Source organism: Phenylobacterium sp. (assembly GCF_004799515.1).
GTDB lineage: Bacteria > Pseudomonadota > Alphaproteobacteria > Caulobacterales > Caulobacteraceae > Phenylobacterium.
This window is the reverse complement of the sequence record NZ_SSMX01000003.1, coordinates 186,033-208,076: the sequence shown is the minus strand read 5'-3', so window position 1 is coordinate 208,076 and position 22,044 is coordinate 186,033. Positions and strand designations below refer to the sequence as shown.

The following is a 22,044-nucleotide window of genomic DNA, read 5'->3' as shown; positions in this document are numbered from 1 at the left end:
GCTGACGGAGGTGGGTCGCGTCCTCCCTTCCGCGCAAAACTGAGCTTCGGGTGAAGCCGAAAAGTCTGAGAAACCCCACCTCCGACCCGCTCCGCGGGCCACCTCCTCCCACAAGGGGAGGAGGAACTCAGGAAGCCGGCCCAAACAGCTCCAACCACGCCCGCGCCGCATCGCCGGTAGGCTGCGTCGCGTCGACCTTGCGCCAGTCGACGCGTTCGCCGCCGTGCTCGGCGACCTGGCCGTGCAGCACCTCCAGCGTGGCGTCGGAAGCGTCGCCGACCCGGCCGCCGACGCGGGCCTCCAGCACCGCCAGCGGCGCTTCCAGCCAGGCGCCGCGGAACGCCACGCCCGTCTCCGCCGCCAGCGCCTCGGCCCGGGTGCGCATCGGCGCCTCGGTGAAGGTGGCGTCCAGCACCACCGACTGGCCGGCCTTCAGCAGGGCCCGCGCGGTCTCGAACACCATGTCGTAGACCCGCGCATAGAACTGCGGCGTGTAGACCTCGCGCGGCAGGTGATCGACCGGCCCGGCGCCGGCCAGCCGCTTCCTCGCCTCGTCGGTCCTGAGCACCACCGCGCCGGGCGAGCGCCCCAGGCCGGGCGCCACCGCGCGCGCAAAGGTCGACTTGCCCGTGCCGGAAAACCCACCCACCGCGGCCAGGACGGCCGGCGACGGCGACAGATGGGCGATGGCCGCTTCGACATAGGCCGCCGCCTGGACCAGGTCGCCGGCATGGGCTTCCACATGCGCCCGCACACTCGCCCGCACCGACAGCATCAGCGGCAGGGCCGCCACGCCGTCCCAGAGCGACGGCGGGAAACACCGCGCCGCCTCGTCCAGATAGGCCGACAGCACCCGCGCCCCCGCATCGCGCCGGCCCCGGAAGTCGAGGTCCATCAACAGGAACGCCAGGTCGAAGAGCACGTCCAGGTCGCTCAGGAGGTCGCTGAACTCCAGGGCGTCGAACAGCACCGGCGTCCCGTCTTCCAGCAGGATGTTGCCCAGGTGCAGGTCGCCGTGGCAGCGCCGCGCGAAGCCCTCCGCCGTCCGGGCCTCGAGCAGCGGCCGCTGGCGCTCGAACTCGGCCTGCGTCGCCGCCACCAGGGTCTCGACGCGCCCGGCGTCTATCTGGCCCGCCAGCTCGCGCAGCCGCGCGGCGTTGGACTGGATCGTCCAGTCGAGCGCCCGCCAGCCGCCGCCGGGCCTCAGCGGCGCCTCGGCGTGGACGTCGGCGATCATCCGCCCCAGCCGCTCGGCGAGCGCGCCGTCCACCGCGTCCGGGTTGGCCGCCAGCACCGCGCCCTCGTCGAAGCGGCGCATCTCCAGCGCATAGTCCACCACGGCGCCGGAGCCGTCCCAGGCCAGGCCGCCGCCCGCCTCGCGGGTGATCGCCCGCACCCGGCGGTAGATGTCGCCCGCCGTGGCGCGGTTGAATTCCAGCTCGCGGTCCAGCGCCCACTTGCGGCGCTCCAGCGTGGTGAAGTCCACATAGCCCAGGTCGGCGTTGCGCTTGACCTTCCAGGCTGCGTCGCCGGCCAGGAACACCCGCGCACAGGCGGTCTCGATGGGCGGCTGCGACTGCGCCGTCAGCCAGGCCGCGACCTCGGCTTCCTCCGCCGTAGGCGCAAGACCCGAAGGCTGGGGCGTCAAGGAAACAGCCTGCTTGTTGTCCAGCCCTCGCCGCTGCGCACGAACGCCAGCCGCTCATGCAGGCGGAACGGCCGGTCGCGCCAGAACTCGATGGCCTGCGGCGCGACCCGCCAGCCGGACCAGTGCGGCGGCCGCGGCACGGCGCCCAGGCCGAACTTCAGCCCGTACTCGGCGATCTTCTTCTCGAAGGCCAGGCGGTCCGGCAGCGGCCGCGACTGCGCGGAGGCCCACGCGCCCAGTTGCGAGGCCCTGGCCCGCGTCGCCCAATAGGCGTCGGCCTCTTCCGGCGTCACCGGCGTCACCGCGCCGCGCACCCGCACCTGCCGGCGCAGCGACTTCCAGTGGAACAGCAGCGCCGCCTGCGGATTGGCCGCCAGCTCACGGCCCTTGGCGCTCTCCAGGTGCGAATAGAAGACGAAGCCGCGGGCGTCGGCCTCCTTCAACAGCACCATGCGCACGTCCGGCAGGCCGTTGGCGTCGACGGTGGCCAGCGACATGGCGTTGGCGTCGTTCGGCTCCTTGGCCACCGCCTCGGCCAACCAGGCGTTGAACAGCGCCAGCGGATCGTCCTCGCTGAGCTGCGGCAAAGGCTCCGCCGCGGCCACCTGGCGGACGTAGTCGTCCTCGCTGGGCGAGGCCGGGATCGGGGTCTTGTCGTTCATCGCCGCCGATATAGCGCGCGGCCTCCCGCGCCGCACGGCTTAACCCGCCATTGACCATGTTGAGCGGATGCTGGCCGCAGATGGCTCCCGACCTTCCGATGACGCTCAGGGCCGCGCGCGAGATCCTCGGCGTCGGCCCCTTCTACGACGCCCACGCCTTGCGGACCGCCTTCCGCGAGGCGGCCAAGCGCGCGCACCCCGACCGGGAGGGCGGCGCCGACGAGCGCTTCCGCCAGGTGGTCGCCGCCTACCATCGCCTGCAGGCCGCGCAGCCCGTCCCCGCCGAGCGGCTGATCGTCCAGCCGCCCGTCCCGCGCCCGGCCCAGCCGGCGGTCCTCGCCATCGATCCGCTGACCGCCCTGCGCGGCGGGGCCGCCGAGCACCGGCTGGCTGACGGCCGCCTGGTGCGCCTGACCCTGCCGCCGGGCCTGCGCGCCGGCGACGCGGTGCGGGCCGGGGCTGAGACCCTCACCGTCAGCCTCAGCGGCCGCCCGGAGCTGATGGTGCGCGGCGACGACCTCTGGATCACCGCCGCCGTCGAGCCGCGCCTGCTGGCCGAGGGCGGCCGCCTGGCCGTCGAGACCCCGCTCGGCCGGCGCATCGTCTGGCTGACCAAGAAGGCCGGCGAACGCAAGCTGGTGCGCCTGGCCGGCCAGGGCCTGCCCGCCCGCGGCCGCCATCGCCAGGGCTGCCTCTTCCTCAGGCTCGCCCCCGCCGAGGCCGGCCAGGCCGACTCCGCCGCCCGCACCCTGCTGCGCCGCTTCGCCGCGGCCTGGGCGGCCTAAGGGGCCGCGCCCTGAGCCGATCGTGACGGCGGCGAGATGAGGAACGCGCCCGCGCCAGCGACGGCGATGCTGGCCAGCCAAAGCCAATAGCCGATCCTCAGGGGACCGATGGGTGCGGGCGGCCCCTCGCCCGCGAGGGCGGTCCGCATGAACAGGAAGCTTCCGGCGCATGCCAGCGCGGCGATCGAGAGCGGCGCGGAAACCTCCCGGCGCGCGCCCGACCCGATGGCGCTCCACGTGAGCCAGAGGATGGGATTGGCGAACCAGCACAGGCTCGAAAGCACGCTGCCGATGCCCAGCCAACCGAACGCCAGGTCCGCCCACCCCGGCCACCCGCCGAAAGGCGACAGGGCCAGCGAGGAGATGTAGAGCGCGATGCTGAGCGCCAGGAAGAGATTAGCCACCTACCCGAGATCCCGCTTCTGACAGCGGACAGACTGCCCGCGGATTTCAAATTCCGCTACGGGCCGCAGGTGGACGCTGTTCTCTCGGCCCATAGGGGCCCAGCCAGATCCATGCGTACACACCCCTGGCGAAGGCCCGCCTGAATCCCGACACGATGGCGGCGAATTAAGCGGCGCGGTTGCGCGCCCTCGCCTAGGGTCGCGCCGCGGAATCCGGGGGACTAGATGGTGCGGGCGTTTGCAGGTTTGGCGGCGGTCTTGATCGCGTGCGCGCTTTCGGCCGGGGCCCACGCCCAGAGCTCGCCGGTGGGCGAGATCCATCTGACCGCCCACAATCCGACCGCCGCGCTGCGCGATGCCGACCACAAGACCGACGTGCGGGTCACCGTCTGGTATCCGGCGCAGCAGGGCGTGACCGAGACCTCCCTCGACCTCGGCCCGCCCAACAATCCGCTGTTCTACGTGGGCTCGGCGGCCCTCGACGCACCCTTCGTGGATGGGCGTCGGCGGCCGGTGATCCTGTTCTCCCACGGCTTCGGCGGCACGGCGCGGATGATGGGCTGGTTCACCACCGTCCTGGCCCAGCAAGGCTATGTGGTGATCGCCGTCGACCACCCCGGCAACAACGGCGTCGACAAGATGACCGTGGCCGGGGCGACCCTGTTCTGGGACAGGCCCGGCGACCTGCAGGCCGCCCTCGACGCCGCCGTCGCCGACCCCGTGGTGGGCCAGCATATCGACCTGCGCCGCCTGGGCGTGGCGGGCTTCTCGGCCGGCGGCTTCACCGCCATCGCCGCGGCCGGCGGCCGGGTCGACCTGAAGCGCTTCCAGGCCTTCTGCGCCGCCCACCCCGACGACGGGGTCTGCAAGCCGCAGATCGAGCTGGCGGTGACTCAGGAGCAGGCCGCCGCCGCCCTCGCCTCCCCCGAGCTCGCGCCGGAAGTGGCCCACGCCGGCGACGACCACTCGATCCGCGGCGTGCGCGCGGTCTTCGCGCTGGCGCCGGCCATCGTCCAGGCCTTCGACCCGGCCAGCCTGACCGCGCTCACCACGCCCGTCGCCATCGAACTCGGAGACGCCGACCCGGTCGCCCCGCCGCACACCAACGGCGGCGCCGCGGCCCGGATGATCCCGCGCGCCCAGCTGAAGGCCATCGCCAACGTCGGCCACTACGATTTCCTGGCCGCCTGCAGCCCGGCCGCCCAGGCGCAGATCCCGATCTGCCGCGACGCCGTCCCGCAAGGCCCCACCCACATCACCGCCCTGCAGGACGCCCTGGTGTTCTTCGGCAAGACCCTGGGCCAACCGTAGAGGGCGAGGTTGGCCTAGCCACCCCGAAGCCGCTACAAGCCCGGCCATGTCGCACAATACGTTCGGCCATCTGTTCCGCGTCACCACCTGGGGCGAAAGCCACGGGCCGGCATTGGGCTGCGTGGTCGACGGCTGCCCGCCCGGGATCGAACTCACCGAGGCCGACGTGCAGGCCTGGCTGGAGAAGCGCCGCCCCGGTCAGGGCAAGTTCGTCACCCAACGCCAGGAGCCGGACGCGGTGCGCATCCTCTCCGGCGTCTTCTCCGACGAGCGCCACCCGCAGCAGGTCACCACCGGCACGCCGATCTCCATGCTGATCGAGAACGTGGACCAGCGCAGCCGCGACTATTCCGAGATCGCCGCCGCTTTCCGCCCCGGCCACGCCGACTATAGCTACTTCGCCAAGTATGGCGTGCGCGACTACCGCGGCGGCGGCCGCCAGTCGGCCCGGGAGACCGCCGCCCGCGTCGCCGCCGGCGCTGTGGCGCGCAAGATCCTCGCGGGCGTCGCCATCCGCGGCGCCGTCGTCCAGATCGGCCCGCACGCCGTCGCCGCCGACCGCATCGACTTTTCCCGCACCGAGGAGAACCCTTTCTGGGCGCCCGATCCGGAGATCGTGCCGGTCTGGGAGGAACATCTGGAAGCCGTGCGCAAGGCCGGCTCCTCCACCGGCGCCGTCGTGGCCGTCGAGGCGACCGGCGTTCCGGCCGGCTGGGGCGCGCCGATCTACGGCAAGCTGGACGCCGAGCTGGCCGCGGCGCTGATGTCGATCAACGCCGCCAAGGGCGTGGAGATCGGCGCGGGCTTTGCCGCGGCGGCGCTATCCGGCGAAGAGAACGCCGACGAGATGCGGGCCGGAAACGACGGGCCGATCTTCCTCTCCAACCAGGCCGGCGGCGTCCTGGGCGGTATCTCCACCGGCCAGCCAGTCACCGCCCGCGTCGCCTTCAAACCCACCTCCTCGATCCTCACCCCGCGCCGCAGCCTCAACGAGGCCGGCGAGGAGATCGAGCTCAGGACCAAGGGCCGCCATGACCCGTGCGTGGGGATCCGCGCCGTGCCGGTTGTCGAGGCCATGGTCGCCTGCATCCTGGCCGACGCCTTTCTGCGGCACCGGGGTCAAACCGGTCTCGGCTGATGCTTGGTCCGACTTCGCCGGCGTTGACGACGCGTCTCGGTTGAAAGCTTCACCTTAAGCACACGCCCCGCTTGCAACTAAGTTTTCCACTGTTCGCAAACGCTTAGCTTCTGTCGATCAATGTAGTTTCGCGTTGACCCCCCTGCTTTCCGCAACGTAATCAAACCGGCGGCTGGCCAAAAACAGAAGACGAATCGTCCGTGCGCTACGACCTGCTGAAAATCCTGCTCGTCGATGACAACCACCACATGCGGGTGCTGTTGTCGGAGATTCTGAAAGCCGTCGGTGTGCGCCATATCTTCGAGGCCAGCGATGGGGCCCAGGCGCTGAAGATGATGCGCGGCCAGCAGATCGACATCATCATGACCGACCTCTCAATGCAGCCGCTGGACGGCATCGACTTCGTCCGCCTGCTGCGCCGCTCGCCCGACAGCCCCAACCAGATGTGCCCGGTGGTCATGATCACCGGCCACTCGACCATGGCCCGGGTGCAGGAGGCGCGGAACGCTGGCGTCAACGAGTTCCTGGCCAAGCCGCTCACCGCCCGCGGGGTGGTGGAGCGGATCAACCAGATCGTCGAGCATCCCCGGCCTTATGTGAAGACCGACGACTACTTCGGCCCCGACCGCCGTCGCCGGGTCGATCCGCACTATCCTGGCCCCTGGCGGCGCGACAGCGACAAGGCGCCAAAGGCCGCGCGCCAGGAGCATTGAGGCGGCTTCTGCCTTCACCGTTGGCCAATTCTTCACGCCCAGGCCAACAGGATGGCCGCCTTGTCCGGGGAGTCGCCTGATATGCCGCTGCAGTCCTTGATCTTGCGGGCCATGGCGCTCGCGGCCGCGGCCCTGGCGCTCAGCGCCTGCGCCGTGGTGGGCGCGGCCGGCGCCGTCGGCGGCGCGGCGGTGGGGATCGTCGGGACCGCCGCGAGCGTCACCGGCAAGGTGGTCGGCGCCACCGCCCACGGGGTCGGCGACGTCGCCGGCGCGGTCATTCCCAGCGGCAAGAAAGACTCGGGCAACTGAGCTTCCCGCACCGGGGCCGCCACAAGGCCTCGCTCAATTTACATCGTAAGATATTGATTTCTCGGTATCTTTTTTTGATATCGACTCGCAATTGCAGTTGACCCACCCGATCCCGCTCCCATAGGAAACTTGCAACTGAGTTGCATTTACGGGACTGGCGATGGGCATCCTTATCCGGCCGACCACAGGACTTGGGGCGCTGCGCGAGCGCCGGACCGCGCGATCCAGGTGGCTCCTCACCGCCAGCGCGGGCGCCTGTCTCCTGGCCGCCGGCGCCGCCCAGGCCGCCGAGACCGCCGCCGACGCCGATGCGGCCGCGCCCTCCGCGGTGAGCGAGGTCGTCGTCGAGGCCCGGCAGAGCGCCATCGACCTGCCGCCGGTCGCCGACAAGACCGGCACGGCCATCCAGGACCTGCCGGGCAGCGTTCAGGTGATCCCCCGCGAGGTGCTGATCGAGCAGGGCGCGGTCATGCTGCGCGACAGCCTGGCCAACGCCAGCGGCGTCAACGTCGGCGGCCAGGACACCAAGGGCTTCTACGACCACTTCCTGATCCGCGGCCTGAACGCCCAGGTGTTCGAGGACGGCTTCTCCGACGGCGACCAGCTGGGCGGCCTGTCCCACTCCCTGAACGGCGTCGAGCGCATCGAGGTGGTGGAAGGCCCGGGCTCGGCCCTGTTCGGCAGCGGGCCGCCCGGCGGCACGATCAACATCGTCCACTCCGCGCCGTCAGCGGACTTCCACTTTGGCGCCAGCCTGCAGGGCGGCTCGTTCGGGACCGTCGTCAACAGCGACTACGTCACCGGCGCGGCCGGGGCCGCGGGCTTGAACTACCGGATCGATGCGACCTTCGCGCGCGCGGACGGCTTCCGCAGCCTCAAGAGCGAGGACGAGGAGGTCCGGCCGGCGCTGGAATGGCGGGTGGGCGGCCACACCATCGACTTCGCCCTCGACCTTCGCCACATCGAAGAAGTCCCGGATTCCTACGGCATCATCTATTTCGACGGCTCGCCCCTGAAGGGCGTCTCCCTCGACGCGAAGTACTCGACGCCCTTCGATTTCGCGCACACCGACTTCGCGCGCCCGACACTCACCGACAGCTGGAAGGTCAGCGACGTCCTGACCGTCAACAACCGTCTTTCCTACCTCTATCGGACGCTGGATTCGCTGGGGAACGGCGACAGCACCAGCACCAAGGTCAGCGTCGGCGAAGTCATTGGCCGCCAGGCGCGCCAGCAGAGCGACACCGACAACGACCTCGACTACCAGGTGGAGCCGGTCTGGCGCTTCTCGACCGGCTCGGTGCGCCACACCCTCCTGACCGGCTTCGAATACCAGCACCAGGCGCTCGACACCCAGCGCACCACCGCCGACCTGCCGAATATCCCCGACGCGCTGGCGCCCGTCCCGCCGGAGACCTCGATCGCCGGCCTGACCTTCCTGTGCGACGCCAAGCACTCCTGCGACGACGACCGTCTGCGGGCGGACTATTACGGCCTCTACGTCACTGACCAGATCGACATCACCGACCGGCTGAAGGTCCGCGCCGGCGTGCGCCAGGACTGGTTCGACACCGCGCTCACCCCGCTGATCAGCGTGCCCGGCCGGTTCGGCGCGGACGGCAAGCCCCTGCTGGCCGGAGTCACCGACGCGCACCACGACGCCCCGGTGAGCTGGAACGCCGGCGCGCTCTACAAGATCGCGCCCTGGGCCTCGCCCTATGTCGGGGTCTCGCAGAGCCATCTGGTCAACTTCAACTCCGAGAACACCCAGAACGGGGTCGGCGCGCCGGAATCGGCTCTGCAGTACGAGGGCGGGATCAAGTTCGCCTTCCTGCACGACCGGGTGGTGCTGAACACCGCCGTCTTCAGCGTCTCGCGCGACAACGTCGCCGCCGCGACCACGGTCAACGGCCTTGAGACCGTGGTGTTCGACAGCCAGCGGACGCGCGGCGAGGAAGCCTCCCTCGACGCCCTGATCACCCAGAACTGGCGGCTCCTGGCCAACCTCACCTTCCAGGACGCGGTGATCACCGACAATCCGCAAGGGATCACCTCGGTGGGCCGCCATCCACAGGGCGCGCCCGCCAGCCTCGCCAACCTCTGGACCAGCTACGACTTCGCCATCGGCGGCGTCGCGGGCTTCCGGGTAGGCGGTGGGATCAATTACCAGTCCAAGACCTACAGCGACATCACCAACGTCAATGCGATCCCGGCCTCGACGATCGTGAACGCCATGGTCGGCTACGAGACGCCGCGCTGGGGCCTCGACGTCAACGTCCGCAACCTGACCAACCAGCGCTACTTCATCGCCGCCAACGCCGCCGGCGCCCTGGTCGGCGAACCGGTCAGCGCCCTCGTCACCCTCCACGCCAACTTCTGAGGGGCGAGACCGCGCCGCGTCCGGGTCTCAGGCGATGCCGAGGTACTTGTGCGTCTGGACGCTCAGGCGCCAGCGGGGGTGGGCCAGGCAGTAGGCGATGGCCGCGCGGGTGTTGGCCTCGCGGTCCGGCCCGTCCATCGGCTGCAGGGCGAAGCGCTCGAAATCCAAGCCCTCGAAGCGCGCCGGATCGACGCCGGCTTGCGGATAGACCAGCTTCAGCTCCTGGCCCGAGGTCTGCACCACCGGGGCATCGGCCTTGGGGCTGACGCAGATCCAGTCGACGCCCGCCGGCGCCGGCAGCGTGCCGTTGGTCTCCAGCGCCAGGGAAAAGCCCCGCCCATGCAGGGTCTCGATCAGCGCCTCGTCGAGCTGCAGCAGGGGTTCGCCGCCGGTCAGCACCACCAGCCGGTCGTCCGTCCCGCCTTCCCAGGCCGCCTCCACAGCGTCGGCCAGGGCGTCCGCGTCGGCGAAGCGGCCGCCGCCGGGTCCGTCCATCCCCACGAAGTCCGTGTCGCAGAAATTGCAGACCGCGCCCGCCCGGTCCGCCTCGCGCCCGGACCAGAGGTTGCAGCCGGCGAAGCGGCAGAACACCGCCGGCCGGCCCGCCTGGCCGCCCTCGCCCTGCAGGGTCAGGAAGATCTCCTTCACCGCATAGCTCATGGTCAGCCGCCCAGCGCCTGCGGGCGAAGGCTGGGGCGCCCCTCGGCCAGCCAGCCGTCCCAGCCGCGCTGGCGCAGCTCGCACGCCGGGCAGGTCCGGCAGCCGTAGCCCCAGGGATGCAGGGCCTCGCGCACGCCCTGGTAGCAGGTGTGGCTCTCCGCCACGATCAGCTCGACCAGCGCCTCGCCGCCCAGGCCCTTGGCCAAGGCCCAGGTCTCAGCCTTGGTGATCCGCATCAGCGGAGTCTCGATGACGAAGTCCCGCGCCATCCCGAGGTTCAGCGCCCGCTGCATGGCGTCCAGGGTGTCGCGCCGGCAGTCGGGATAGCCCGAGAAGTCGGTCTCGCACATGCCGCCCACCAGGGCCCGCAGGCCCCGCCGGTCGGCCAGCGCCGCCGCATAGATGAAGAAGGCCAGGTTGCGCCCTGGCACGAAGGTGGACGGCAGGCCCCGTTCGGTCATCTCGATCGCCCGGTCGGCGGTCAGCGCGCTTTCGGCCACCGCCCCGAAGCTGGAGATGTCGAGCATGTGGTCGTCGCCCAGCCGCGCCGCCCAGGCCGGGAACTGCTCGACCATGCGCGCCCGCACAGCCTGGCGGGCCTCCAGCTCCACAGCGTGGCGCTGGCCGTAGTCGAAGCCCACGGTCTCCACCCGCCCATGGCGTTCCAGCGCCCAGGCCAGGCAAACGCTGGAGTCCTGGCCGCCGGAGAACAGCACGAGGGCGCCGGTCTGGTCGATCATCGCCCTCATATGCGGGATCGCCACGTCCGGCGAAAGGTTTGCGCCAGCCTTTGTGTCGCGGCGACACTTAACCTCTCCGCAAGCGCTTGGCGCCATGGTGGCGATGTCGCGTTCCGCAACCTTCGGCTGTTCATGTCCCTGCAAGCGTTCTTCTTCGACCGCGTCACCGCCGAGATCACTCAGCAGATGGAAGGCGTCGCGGCGCTGACCGATCAGCTGTCGCGGCAACGCCTGACGCCTGACGCCCAGGCCTGCGTCAGCGGCGCGGCCGAAGCGGCCGACAGCGCGCGTCGGCTGCTGGCCCGCGCCATCGACCTGCGCAAGGTGACCATGGAGGGCGTGACCCTCGACCCCGCCCCGCTGAACCTGCGCGAGCTGATCGACGCGGTGCAGGAGCGTTGGGCGCCGCAGGCGTCCATGAGCGGCGTCACCCTGCTCGTTTCCTACGACGGCGATCCGGAAGCCTGCGCGCTCGCCGACCGCACCCGCCTGCTGCAAGTGTTCGACGGTTTCGTCGGCGAGGCCGTGGCCAGCCTGCGCCGCGGCGCCGTGGAAGCCAGCGTCCGCGCCGTCGCCGGACCCGAAGGCATCCGTTTCGAAGGCCGGGTCCGCGGCGCCCGCGACGCCGCCTGGGACGCCCAGGAACTCGAAACCCGCGTCAAGGACGTTGAGGCCCGCTTTGGCCTGGAGGTCGCCATCGGCGTCGTCCTGGCCCGCCAGATCGTCGACGGCCTGGGCGGAACCCTGCGCAGCGAAGGCGTCGGCGGCGGCTCCGAGACCCTGGTCTTCGAGATCCTGCTGCCCGCCGCCGAGACCCCGGCCGAGGCCCCGCAGGCCGCCGAGCGCTCCGCCCACGTTCTCGTGGTCGACGACAACGCCACCAACCGCATGGTCGCCCAGGCGCTCTGCGAGATGTTCGACTGCACCTGCGAGAGCGCCAACGACGGCGCCGAGGCGGTGGAAGCCGCCCGCGGCGGGCGCTTCGACCTGATCCTGATGGACATCAAGATGCCGGTGATGGACGGCGTCGCCGCCACCCGCGCCATCCGCGCCCTCACCGGCCCAGCCTCCCTGGTGCCGATCATCGCGCTCACCGCCAACGCCGAGCCGGAGGACGCCGAGGGCTACCTCGCCGCCGGCATGAACGGCGTCGTCGAAAAGCCGATGAAGCCGGAACACCTGCTCGCCGCCCTGCAAGCAGCGCTCGGCGAAGGCGTCGAGGACGAGACCCCCGGCTCCACCGCCGCCGCGGCCTGAGGCCGGCGCCGCACCCCTACTTCGCCGCGTCCCAGGCCTTGACCGCGACCGCCACGGCGGCGTCCTCGATCTTGCCCTCGAGCGGCGTGGCTTCTTCTGTGTGCGGGGCCGCGTCGAAGCGCATGAAGGGCGAGGCCGCCTTGGTCACCGGGGCCCAGCGCGGCGCGCCGGCCCCGTTTGGATCGCCGGTCTTGGCGAAGCGGGTCCAATAGTCGCCGATCAGCTGCGAGACGTGGCGGTCGGTGTCGTCCCAGACCTCCTTGTCGATGCGCGTGCCGAACAGGTAGCTGAGCTCGCCGCCGTGGTCGGTCCCCTTGGCCTTCGCCCGGTCGCCACCCGCCACCTCGTCGAAATAGTAGGAATACGCCGGCAGGCCCGCGGCGGCGTTGCGCTCCGCCAGGTAGCGCGAGGGCTGGGTCGACAGGCTCTCGGTGATCAGGTCGGATTCCGCGCCGGCCTTGGTCGGATGCGCCTTCGCCTCCGCCAAGAGCGCGTCATAGGCCGGTCCCAGCCCCGCCTTGGCCACGGCGACGTTCTCGCCCACCAGGCTGGCCTCGTGCGAGTTGCCGCCGATGATCAGCCCCACCTTAAGCTGCTCGCCCTTGCGGTAGGTGTCGCCGGGCGTGCGCAGCATCATCACCCCGTCGACCATCGGCCCGGTCGGGCCGGGTTTCAGCACGTCGGCGGCCGGGATGGCGCGCAGCTGGGCAGGCGTCGCGTCGGCCAGGCCCAGCCCCTTGGCCCAGCTTGCCCCGAACGCCTCGCCGGAGAGCGGCGTCCCGCGGATCGGGGAGGCCGCCGCCGTGCCGCCGCCGCTCTCGGAGATGGCGCGCACGAACAGGCCCTTGGCCGCCGGGCTGGTGGTCAGCATCTGCACCGCCACCGCCCCGGCGCTCTCTCCGAACACCGTCACCCGCCTGGGGTCGCCGCCAAAGGCGCGGATGTTCCGCTGCACCCACTGCAGGGCCGCGATCTGGTCCATCAGCCCATAGTTGCCGAGCCGCCCGCCGTCGGCGTTCTCCGCTGTCAGCGCCGGGTGGGCGAAGTAGCCGAACCGGCCCAGGCGGTAGTTGATGGTGACGATCACCACCCCGCGCTTCGCCAGCGCCGAGCCGTCGTAGAGCGGCACCCCCGCCGCGCCGCGGGTGAACGAGCCGCCGTGGATGAACACCATCACCGCATCGCCACCCGCCTCGACCTTGGCCGGGCGCCAGACGTTGAGGAACAGGCAATCCTCGCTCTGCGGCCCGACCTGCGCCCAGGGATCGTCGCTGAGATGCGGCTGCAGGCAGGCCGCGCCGAAGCCGGTCGCCGGCCGCACGCCCGTCCAGGCGGGGACCGGCTGCGGCGCGCGCCAGCGCAGCGGCCCGCTGGGCCCCGCGGCGTAGGGGATGCCCTTGAACACCAGGAGGTCGCCGTCCGCCGCGCCCTGCACCACGCCGGCGTCCAGCCTGGCGGTGGGCGCGGCCGCCTGGGCCGCCCCCGAGACCAGCGCCAAGACGGCCGCCATCGTCATCATCGAGATCTTCACTGGGCAACTCCTGTCGACCGCGCTGTGCAGTTGTCGTGCGGTGCGCGGCCGCCGTAAAGGCCGCCTTCGGGCAACGCCCCAAGGCCCGCTAAGCCTGTTTGCTCGCGATTTCTAAAGCAGGCGGGGCGATCCTAGCCCGATGAACCCGCCGGCTCGCTTCAGATCGTGGCCGTTCGCCGGCCTGCTGATCGGCGCCGGCTTGCTCAGTCCCGCCGACCCTCTGGCCGCGGCGCCCGACGCGCCGTCAGGGGCCCCCGCGCGGATCGCCGGCTTGGGCGATGTCTTCCTGCCCAGCCCGCAAGGCCCTGATTTCGTCGTCACCTACCTCGTCAAGCGCGGCTGGGGCACACCGGGCGACGACACCGCCACGGTGTCCCGATCCGGCGGCTGGCTGCGGGTGGACAAGATAGAGAACCACCACGCCGGCACGACCTACATCGGCGCCGCTACGTCCGTCGTGGCGGAGCTGGGCCGCGACGACGCGGGCCGCTACCGAGCGCTTCAGGTCTATGGCGCGGCCCATGCCCCCTCGCCGGGCATCCAGTACGACCCCCGCAAAACCGGCGCCTCGGACACCGTCCTGGGCGAGCCCTGCGAGGTCTGGAGCGTCTACCGCCAGCCGCCGGACCGCGTCAGCAAGGGCTTTGAACGCACCGGCTGCGTCACCGGCGATGGGATCGAGCTGTGGCGCAAGACTGCGGGCGGCTTCGGGGAGCTGTCGTCCGCCCGCGCCGTGAGTGTGGAGCGGCGGGCGGTGTCGCCCGGCGGCACACACCCGCCCGCCGATCTCCTCGACTTGCGGGCCTGGGGCGTCGCGGCGGTCACGGGTCCAGCCGCCGCGCCGGATTTCGAGGTCGTCCTGGCGCCGGATGGCCAATCTCACCTGGCGCCGATGACGGTCCGCCGCCACGGCGGCTGGATGTACGAGGACCGCTCCGACTACAGTGGTATGCGGATGCTGTTCAGTCACCGCCTGGACAACGCGGTTATGATCGGCGCCGATTTCGACGCCGCCGGACAGCCTAAGCGTCTGAGTATCGAGCGCCGCGCGCCGAGCACCGGGCCGTCGCTGGGGGCTCCGATGGCCGGCAAGGTCGGGACCGTGCTCGGAGAGCCCTGTGCCTGGGTCGACGCCATGCCGCTGACCTATGACGCCGGCCGCTCCGAATGCCGCGCCGCCGACGGCGCGCCCCTGCGCATAGTGTTCACGATGCGGGGCGGCGACGGCTTCGGCTACACCGCCACCCGGGTGAGCCGCCGCCGCCTGACGCTGGCGCAGGTCCTTCCCTCCCGCGACCTGTTGGCCCCCAAGGCCTGGGGTCTGCGGGATTGAGCCTCGCGGCTGGTTTCGTCTGCAACTTTATTGCGGTGAGTGGCCCTATTGCGCCTTCGCCCGCAATGACTTAGGTCCCGCCCCTTCAGTTTGGGGGAGAAAATGGCCCAGCCTGGGGCGGACAAGGTCGCGGCGCCGTCGCTGGACGAGGTGCGGGCCCGCATCGACGCCATCGACGCCGACCTGCTGCGCCTGGTCGTCGAGCGCGCCAACCTGGCCAAGGCCGTGGCCGCCGCCAAGGCCGCGGCGGGCGACGCCGGCAAGTTCGGCCTGCGCCCCGGCCGCGAGACCCAGCTGGTCAAGAAGCTCCTGGCCGGCCCGCGCAACGGCGCCCGCCCGGGCCTGATCGTGCGCATCTGGCGCGAGCTGATCGGCGACAGCCTGGCGACCCAGGGCCCCTTCCACATCGCCGTCTGGGGCGGCCGCGATCCCGGCCGCGCCGTCGAGGTCGCGCGCCTGCGCTTCGGCGTCGCGCCCAGCCTGAAACAGGTCGCCAAGCCCGAGGACGCCATCGCCGAGGCCCGCAGCCTGGGCGGGGTCGGCGTCTGCGCGCTCACCCCCGACAGCGCCTGGTGGGGCCGCCTGCTGGCCGAACCCAAGCTGCGCGTCTTCGCCGCCCTGCCCTGCCTCGCCGCCTGGGGTCCACTCTCGGCGCTGGCGCTGGCGGAGGTCGAGGTCGAGCCCACCGGAAACGACAACACCTTCTGGGTCACCGACGCTCCGCAGTCGGCCAGGGCCGTGGAAGACGCCCTCAGCCGCGACGGCGTCGCCGCCACCCTGCTCGTCGAGCACGGCGGACTGAAGCTCTTCCTGCTCGCCGGCTACTATCAGGCTGACGACCCGCGCCTGGCCCGCGCCCCCGGCCAGCTCTCCGGCGTCATTGGCGCCGCCCCGGGACCGCTGGACGTCTAGAGCGCGGCGGCGTCCGGCTGGCTCGGGTTGGCCGTCAGATCGGCAGGTGGCCAGCCTGGGTGCGAACACGCCAGGTGCGGTAGCGGCGCAAGCCCCGGACAAACGGGTTGGTCGACCTCGCGTCGCCGAAGTCGAGGATCAGCCGGCGCAGGCTGGGCTCGCTCACCAAGCTCGCGGCGCGGCGGTAGGGGAACCAGGTCGCGACCCGCTGGCCAGCCTCCTTGAAGGCGTCGACGTGGGCGGCCACCGACATGGGAAACACCAGCACCTGGATGACCAGGTCCTCATCGTCCTTCAGATAGCGGTAGGACCCCAGCGGCTGGTCGGCGATTTCGCCCACGAGGCCGGCTTCCTCGTGCGCCTCGACCGCGGCGGCCTCCTGCGGCTTGCGTCCCGCCATGGGCCAACCCTTGGGAACGATCCAGCGGCGGGTCCGGCGGGAGCTGATCAGCAGGATCCAGAGCTTCCCGTCCCTGACCCGATAGGGCAGCGCCGCATACTGGATGCCGACACGTCGGGTGCGTTTCATGGCCGGGCGCACGTCATCTGAGGGCCCATCCGCTGAGGCCATAGAGCAGGGCCGCGACCGCGCCGGCCGCCGGCATGGTGACGATCCAGGCGACCACGATACCGCGCGCGACACCCCAGCGCACGGCCGATGTCCGCCGCGCCGCGCCGACCCCGATGATCGCGCCGGTTATGGTGTGGGTGGTGGAGACCGGCACGCCCAGGTAGGTCGCTGTGAACAGGGTGATCGCGCCGCCGGTCTCAGCGCAGAAGCCCTGCATGGGCGAAAGCCGCGTGATCCGCGATCCCATGGTGTGGACGATGCGCCAGCCGCCCGAGAGCGTGCCCAGGGCCATGGCGGTCTGGCAGGCGAGCACGACCCACAGCGGCACATAGAAGCCGCCCTGCCGGCCCGCATGGACGTAGAGCAGGACGGCGATGATCCCCATGGTCTTCTGGGCGTCGTTACCCCCGTGGCCGAGCGAATAGAGCGAGGCCGAGACAAACTGCAGGCTGCGGAACAGCCGGTCCACCGCCGCCGGCCGGGCGCGCACGAAGATCCAGGACACCGCCAGCACCAGCGCCAGGGCGAGGATGAAGCCGAAGGCCGGCGAGACCACGATGCCCGCCGCGGTCTTGCCCACGCCGCTCCAGACGATGGCCTTCAGCCCGGCCTTGGTCAGTCCCGCGCCCACCAGCCCGCCGACCAGCGCATGGGATGACGAGGATGGAAGGCCCGCCAGCCAGGTCACCACGTTCCAGACAATGGCGCCGCCCAGGGCCGCGAAGATCACCCGGTCGGTGACCACGTCCACCGACACGATGCCCGATCCCACCGTGTTCGCCACGTGCAGGCCGAAGAACAGGAAGGCGATGAAGTTGAAGGCCGCCGCCCAGACCACGGCCCACCGTGGTGACAGCACCCGGGTCGACACGATCGTGGCGATGGAGTTGGCCGCGTCGTGCATGCCGTTCAGGAAGTCGAACAGCAGCGCGACGGCGACCAGCGACCAGAGGGTGACGGAGACCACGCCCCAGCCGCCTCAGAGCTGCTCGATGAGGATGCCGCTGATCCCGTTCGAGACGTCCTCGAACCGGTCGATCACCTTCTCCAGGTGGTCGAGGACTTCGGCGCCGGCGATGAACGCCATGGGCTTGTCCTGGCTGGCCTTGAACAGCGCCTTCATGCCGGCGTCGTAGACCTCGTCGGAGCGGTTCTCGATGCGGGTCACGGCCTCGCCGATGGCGTTCAGGCGCTCGGCGTTGCGGCGCATGTCGCGCAACAGCTCGGTGGCCTCCAGGGTCAGATAGGCCGCCTGGATCGCGAGGTCACCCAGCTCGCGCATCTCGGCGCGGAACTGCGACATGCCGTAGAGGGTGATCGCCTTGGCGGTCTTCTGCATCTGGTCGATGGCGTCGTCGAGCGAGGTGGTCAGGTCGCGGATGTCGCTGCGGTCGAAGGGGGTGATGAAGGTGCGCCGCACCTTCAGCATGACCGCCCGGGTGATGGCGTCGGCCTCTTCCTCGTGGCGAATGATCGCCGCGCAGGCGCCGGGCACGGCCGCGCCGCCGTTCAGCAGGTCGCGCAGGGCCTCGGCGCCCTTTACCAGAACGCGCGCGTGGGCGACGAACTGGTCGAAGAAACTGTCCTCGCGAGGCATCAAGGCCTGGAACCAGCGCATCGACTCACCTTGTTTCCATCGTGGATAGTCGCCGCGGCAGGTATCCTCAACGGCTCCCGGACCGACGGTCGCGCAACTGTCACAAAAGCGTCATAAGCATTCGACGCCCTGACCAGGGAAGTTTAAAGCGGACTCATGAACGTCGTCCGGATGCGGATCGCCCCATGCGCCTAGCCCTCATCGCCGCCGGCCTGGCGCTCGCCTGGGCCTCGAACGCCGCGGCCGAGCCTGTCGCGGTGACGTTCGACGACGTGCCCTATCTGTCGCTCACCGCGGCCTTGGACTACCAGCAGACCACCACCCGGGAGCTGCTGGCCGGCCTGAAGCACAACCACATCCCGGCGATCGGCTTCGTCAACGAGATCAAGCTGGAAGGTCCCGACAAGCCCCAGCGGGTCGCGCTGCTGACGGCTTGGCTGAACGCCGGCATGGACTTGGGCAACCACAGCTACTCGCACATCTCGCTGACCCATACGCCAGTGGCCGACTACATCGCCGACGTCGCCAAGGGCGAACGGGTGACCCGCGCCCTCATGGCCATGCGGGGCGAGGCGCCCCACTGGTTCCGGCATCCCTATCTGGAGACCGGCGCGACCGCGGAGGCTCGAACCGCCTTCGAGTCCTGGCTGGGCGAGCACGGCTACCGGGTGGCGCCGGTCTCCATGGAAAACTCGGACTGGGTGTTCGCCCTGCCCTACGACGACGCGGTGCTGCACGGCGACAAGGCCGACGCCGATCACATCCGCAGGTCGTACCTCGACTTCACCGCCAAGGTGATCCCTTGGTACCAGGAGGCGGCGGACGATGTGCTGGGGCGGCGGCCCGCTTTCGTGCTGCTGCTGCACGCCAGCCGGCTGAACGCCGACAGCATCGGCGAGCTGGCGAAGATCCTGAAGGCCGACGGCCTGAAGCCCGTGCCCCTGCATCAGGCGATGAAGGATCCGGCCTACGCGATCCCTGATCCCTACATCGGGCCGGACGGCGACGAATGGGTCACCCGCTGGTCGCTGGCGCTGCACAAACCCGTCCCGTGGAAGGCGTTGCCGGAGCCCGCGCCGGAGATCGTGGCCGCCGACGCTCGGCTGGACGACGACCTGACCAAGACCGCGGCCGGGCAGTAGGTCGCCAAACCAATTCGAGGGCCCAAGTTTCGATGACACCCGCCGTACGCCGCGCCTGCCGCTGGGCCGCGCCCGCCCTTGCCGCGAGCCTCGCCTTCGCCGCGACCGCCGCCCAGGCCGCCACGCCCAAGCTGATCGTGGCGATCAGTGTCGATCAATACAGCGCCAACCTCTTCGACGAATGGCGCACCCGCTACACCGGCGGCTTCGCGCGCCTGGCCGCCGGCGTAGACTATTCCGCGGGCTTCCAGACGCACGCCGGCACCGAGACCTGCCCTGGCCACTCGACCTTGCTGACCGGCAAGCACCCCAACAAGACCGGTATCGTCGCCAACACCTATCGCGATCCCGAGAGCGGCAAGGTCGTCTACTGCGTCAACGACCCCAGCGTGGTGATCGCGGGCGATCCCAGGGCGAACCCTGTGGGGCCGCAACGGCTGATGGCCACGACCCTGGGCGACTGGATGAAGGCCGCCACCCCGCAGAGCCGGGTCGTCGCCGTTTCCGGCAAGGACCGCGCCGCCATCACCATGGGCGGCCATCACGCCGACGGGACCTTCTGGCTGGTGGGCGGCGTGGGCCTGGCGACCTACATGGCGCCCACAGGCGACGCGGCCCAGGCCCTGGCGCCCGTCGCCGGCTTCAACAGGCGCATCGCCAAGGTCTGGACCACGCGGCCGCAATGGACCTACGCCCATGCCGATTGCCGCGCCGCGGCGGCGGACTGGACGCTGGACGGAAAGACCTGGGCCTCGAAGCTGCCGCCGGACGATTGGGGGGTCTCCGACGATCCCAAGACCATCGCCGCCAACGCCATGGCCTCGCCCATCGCCGACGAACTGACCGGTCAGGCCGCGGTCGAGCTAATCGACCGCTATCATCTTGGCCACGGGCCGGCGACCGATCTGCTGGCGGTGAGCTTTTCGGCCACCGATTTCGTCGGCCACCGCTATGGGACGCGCGGACCGGAGATGTGTGAGGAGCAACACCGCCTCGACGAGACCCTCGGCCGCCTGTTCGCCAAGCTGGACAGCCTGAAGGTCCCCTACTTGGTGGTCCTGGCGGCCGACCACGGCGGGTCGGATTTCACTGAGCGTCTGCAAGCCGAGGGCTACCCCGCCAAGCGGGTGTCGAACAAGGACATCATGGCGCGCGTCAACCAGGCGCTGGTCGTGGAATTCCACCTCACCGCGCCGCCGTTGCAGGGCAATGTCGAGGAAGCCACCCTGGTCGGCGTGCCCGCCGCCGACCGGCAGCGTGTCCTGGAGGCCGCTGTGCGCGCTCTGCGCGCCGAGCCGGATGTGGCCGCGGCCTTCACCCGCGAGGACCTGCTCGCCACCCCGATCCGCAAAGGCGCCTCGCCGGAGGAGGTCTCCGTCAAGGAACGCTTCGCCATGAGCGTCTATGCCGGCCGTTCGCCGGACATCCTGGCGGCGCTGCAACCGATGGAGACGATCCAGACCGCCCGGCCTGGCGACTACATCGCCGGCCACGGCGCGCCCTGGGACTACGACCGGCGCGTCCCGATCCTGTTCTGGTGGCCCGGCGTGAAGGCGCAGTGGCGCTTCCTGCCCATCGAGACCGTGGACATCGCCCCGACCCTCGCGGCGGCCGTCGGCGTGACGCCGCCCGCGGACGTCGACGGCCGCTGCCTGCAGCTGCCCGACGGCGGCGGCGTGCGTTGTCCGCGATAAACGACGGCCGGATGCGGAGGCGGCCGGACCGCCAAGCTGGCCTTGGACGCCTGACGGGCGGCGTGTAAGAGGCTCAGCCTTCGCCGCAAGGCTCCAGGCGCCGCAAAGTCAGATGTCCGATTCCGCCCCGCCCCTCGACCGCTTCCAAGACCGTTCGACAGCCGGCAAGCCGCTGCCCAAGCGGGGCATCCTGGACATCCACGCCTATGTGCCGGGCAAGGCCAAGGCCGAGGGGTTCGCCGAGCCGATCAAGATGTCGGCCAACGAGAACCCGCTGGGCTCCAGCGAGAAGGCGCAGGAAGCCTACGCCACCGCCGAGCGTTCGCTGCACGTCTATCCCGACCCGCGCGCCACCATCGTGCGCCAGGCCATCGCCGAGCGTTACCGCATCGAGCCGGAGCGGCTGATCTTCGGCTGCGGCTCTGACGAGGTCTTCGCCCTGCTGAACCAGACCTTCCTGGAGCCGGGCGACAACATGGTGCAGGGCGAATATGGCTTCGCGGCCTTCGCCATCGGCGCCTACGCCTGCCAGGCCGAGGTGCGCCGCGCCAAGGAGCCCAACTTCCGCATCGACGTGGACGAGCTCCTGGCCTGCGTCGACGACCGCACCCGGCTGATCTTCCTGGCCAACCCCGGCAACCCGACCGGCACCTGGATCCCGTTCTCGGAGGTGCGGCGCCTACATGACGCCCTGCCGCCCTCGGTGGTGCTGGTGCTGGACGGCGCCTATGGCGAGTTCTGCCGCGACGCCAGCTTCGACGACGGGATCGACTTGGCGCGCAATTCCAGCAACGTCGTGGTCACCCACACCTTCTCCAAGCTGCATGGCCTGGCGGCGCTGCGCATCGGCTGGGGGTATGCTCCGCTGGAGATCGCGCAAGCCGTCGACCGCATCCGCCTGCCGTTCAACACCTCCGTCGCCGCCCAGCGCGCCGCCGTCGCCGCCCTGGGCGACGAGGCGTTCCAGGAGGCGTCGCTGGAGCTGATGGACGTGTGGCGGCCCTGGCTCACCCAACAGATCTCGGGCCTGGGCCTCGACGTCATCGGCCCCTCTGCGGCCAACTTCGTGCTGGTGGGTTTTCCCAAACGGCCGGGCAAGACCGCGGCGGAGGCCGAGGCCTTCCTCTCCTCGCGCGGCCTCCTGGTGCGCCAGCTCGGCAACTACGGCCTTCCCGACCACCTGCGCATGACCGTGGGCCTGGAGGCGCACAACCGCGCCCTGGTGGACGCCCTCGCCGGCTTCATGGGCGACTGAGC

21 protein-coding genes are annotated in these 22,044 nt (G+C 70.8%); 12 read left to right on the top strand and 9 right to left on the bottom strand.

Translation table 11 applies throughout. The features are described 5' to 3' along the window. Window positions 1–127: 127 nt before the first annotated feature. Together E8A49_RS01795 and pdxH are read right to left on the bottom strand one after the other, a co-directional pair. The gene (locus E8A49_RS01795) at window positions 128–1,648 is read right to left on the bottom strand and encodes a bifunctional aminoglycoside phosphotransferase/ATP-binding protein (protein WP_293375725.1); all 1,521 of its coding nucleotides are present in this window, start codon (window positions 1,646–1,648) and stop codon (window positions 128–130) included. Further along, the gene (gene pdxH / locus E8A49_RS01790; protein WP_293375723.1) at window positions 1,645–2,310 is read right to left on the bottom strand and encodes a pyridoxamine 5'-phosphate oxidase; all 666 of its coding nucleotides are present in this window, start codon (window positions 2,308–2,310) and stop codon (window positions 1,645–1,647) included. Before pdxH ends, E8A49_RS01795 begins: the two co-directional genes overlap by 4 nt. A gap of 80 nt (window positions 2,311–2,390) precedes the next feature. Between pdxH and E8A49_RS01785 the strand changes: the two genes are divergently transcribed. Then, window positions 2,391–3,095, top strand: a complete 705-nt coding sequence (locus tag E8A49_RS01785) for a DnaJ domain-containing protein (RefSeq protein WP_293375721.1) — start codon at window positions 2,391–2,393, stop codon at window positions 3,093–3,095. Here E8A49_RS01785 and E8A49_RS01780 read toward each other — a convergent pair. Further along, window positions 3,092–3,499 (bottom strand): hypothetical protein, encoded by a 408-nt coding sequence (locus tag E8A49_RS01780; RefSeq protein ID WP_293375719.1) that lies wholly within the window; start codon window positions 3,497–3,499, stop codon window positions 3,092–3,094. The two genes, E8A49_RS01785 and E8A49_RS01780, sit on opposite strands and share 4 nt — an antisense overlap. A 258-nt stretch (window positions 3,500–3,757) precedes the next feature. Between E8A49_RS01780 and E8A49_RS01775 the strand changes: the two genes are divergently transcribed. From E8A49_RS01775 to E8A49_RS01755, 5 genes are all read left to right on the top strand, one after another. Next, window positions 3,758–4,810 (top strand): alpha/beta hydrolase, encoded by a 1,053-nt coding sequence (locus tag E8A49_RS01775; protein ID WP_293375717.1) that lies wholly within the window; start codon window positions 3,758–3,760, stop codon window positions 4,808–4,810. Between the two features lie 46 nt (window positions 4,811–4,856). Then, complete coding sequence (gene aroC, locus E8A49_RS01770; RefSeq protein WP_293375715.1) at window positions 4,857–5,948, top strand: chorismate synthase; 1,092 nt, start codon at window positions 4,857–4,859, stop codon at window positions 5,946–5,948. Window positions 5,949–6,148: 200 nt separating this feature from the next. After that, a complete protein-coding gene (locus tag E8A49_RS01765; RefSeq protein WP_293375713.1) occupies window positions 6,149–6,661 on the top strand; it encodes a response regulator in 513 nt (170 codons plus the stop codon). An 81-nt stretch (window positions 6,662–6,742) separates the two neighbouring features. Beyond that, window positions 6,743–6,970 carry a hypothetical protein gene (locus tag E8A49_RS01760; protein WP_293375711.1) on the top strand — a complete coding sequence of 76 codons (228 nt, stop codon included), beginning with the start codon at window positions 6,743–6,745 and terminating at the stop codon, window positions 6,968–6,970. 160 nt (window positions 6,971–7,130) lie between these two features. Then, a complete protein-coding gene (locus tag E8A49_RS01755; protein ID WP_293375709.1) occupies window positions 7,131–9,350 on the top strand; it encodes a TonB-dependent siderophore receptor in 2,220 nt (739 codons plus the stop codon). Window positions 9,351–9,377: 27 nt separating this feature from the next. Here E8A49_RS01755 and queE read toward each other — a convergent pair whose 3' ends face one another. Together queE and queC are read right to left on the bottom strand one after the other, a co-directional pair. Further along, entirely contained in the window at window positions 9,378–10,010 is a 633-nt protein-coding gene (gene queE / locus E8A49_RS01750) for a 7-carboxy-7-deazaguanine synthase (RefSeq protein WP_293375707.1), read from the bottom strand. Between the two features lie 2 nt (window positions 10,011–10,012). Beyond that, a complete protein-coding gene (gene queC, locus E8A49_RS01745) occupies window positions 10,013–10,750 on the bottom strand; it encodes a 7-cyano-7-deazaguanine synthase QueC (protein WP_293375795.1) in 738 nt (245 codons plus the stop codon). 132 nt (window positions 10,751–10,882) lie between these two features. On the opposite strand from queC, the gene E8A49_RS01740 reads away from it, so the two are divergent. Then, the gene (locus E8A49_RS01740; RefSeq protein WP_293375705.1) at window positions 10,883–12,007 is read left to right on the top strand and encodes a response regulator; all 1,125 of its coding nucleotides are present in this window, start codon (window positions 10,883–10,885) and stop codon (window positions 12,005–12,007) included. 16 nt (window positions 12,008–12,023) lie between these two features. Here the strand turns inward: E8A49_RS01740 and E8A49_RS01735 are convergent, their stop codons facing one another. Further along, window positions 12,024–13,526: a carboxylesterase family protein gene (locus E8A49_RS01735; RefSeq protein WP_293375703.1), complete on the bottom strand. Its 1,503-nt coding sequence runs from the start codon at window positions 13,524–13,526 to the stop codon at window positions 12,024–12,026. 151 nt (window positions 13,527–13,677) lie between these two features. On the opposite strand from E8A49_RS01735, the gene E8A49_RS01730 reads away from it, so the two are divergent. Together E8A49_RS01730 and E8A49_RS01725 are read left to right on the top strand one after the other, a co-directional pair. Continuing rightward, on the top strand, window positions 13,678–14,871 hold the full coding sequence (locus E8A49_RS01730) for a hypothetical protein (RefSeq protein ID WP_293375701.1): 1,194 nt from the start codon (window positions 13,678–13,680) through the stop codon (window positions 14,869–14,871). Between the two features lie 102 nt (window positions 14,872–14,973). Beyond that, on the top strand, window positions 14,974–15,783 hold the full coding sequence (locus E8A49_RS01725; protein ID WP_293375699.1) for a chorismate mutase: 810 nt from the start codon (window positions 14,974–14,976) through the stop codon (window positions 15,781–15,783). Between the two features lie 34 nt (window positions 15,784–15,817). Here the strand turns inward: E8A49_RS01725 and E8A49_RS01720 are convergent, their stop codons facing one another. From E8A49_RS01720 to E8A49_RS01710, 3 genes are read right to left on the bottom strand one after another with little or no spacing between them, the layout of a single operon-like run. After that, window positions 15,818–16,312, bottom strand: a complete 495-nt coding sequence (locus E8A49_RS01720; RefSeq protein ID WP_293375697.1) for an NUDIX hydrolase — start codon at window positions 16,310–16,312, stop codon at window positions 15,818–15,820. 13 nt (window positions 16,313–16,325) lie between these two features. Then, window positions 16,326–17,321 carry an inorganic phosphate transporter gene (locus E8A49_RS01715; protein ID WP_293375695.1) on the bottom strand — a complete coding sequence of 332 codons (996 nt, stop codon included), beginning with the start codon at window positions 17,319–17,321 and terminating at the stop codon, window positions 16,326–16,328. A gap of 12 nt (window positions 17,322–17,333) precedes the next feature. Then, complete coding sequence (locus E8A49_RS01710; protein ID WP_293375693.1) at window positions 17,334–17,972, bottom strand: DUF47 domain-containing protein; 639 nt, start codon at window positions 17,970–17,972, stop codon at window positions 17,334–17,336. A 164-nt stretch (window positions 17,973–18,136) separates the two neighbouring features. Between E8A49_RS01710 and E8A49_RS01705 the strand changes: the two genes are divergently transcribed. From E8A49_RS01705 to hisC, 3 genes are all read left to right on the top strand, one after another. Continuing rightward, window positions 18,137–19,093, top strand: a complete 957-nt coding sequence (locus tag E8A49_RS01705) for a polysaccharide deacetylase family protein (protein ID WP_293375691.1) — start codon at window positions 18,137–18,139, stop codon at window positions 19,091–19,093. A gap of 32 nt (window positions 19,094–19,125) precedes the next feature. After that, complete coding sequence (locus E8A49_RS01700; RefSeq protein ID WP_293375689.1) at window positions 19,126–20,787, top strand: alkaline phosphatase family protein; 1,662 nt, start codon at window positions 19,126–19,128, stop codon at window positions 20,785–20,787. Window positions 20,788–20,899: 112 nt separating this feature from the next. Next, the gene (gene hisC / locus E8A49_RS01695) at window positions 20,900–22,042 is read left to right on the top strand and encodes a histidinol-phosphate transaminase (protein WP_293375687.1); all 1,143 of its coding nucleotides are present in this window, start codon (window positions 20,900–20,902) and stop codon (window positions 22,040–22,042) included. Window positions 22,043–22,044: the final 2 nt, after the last annotated feature.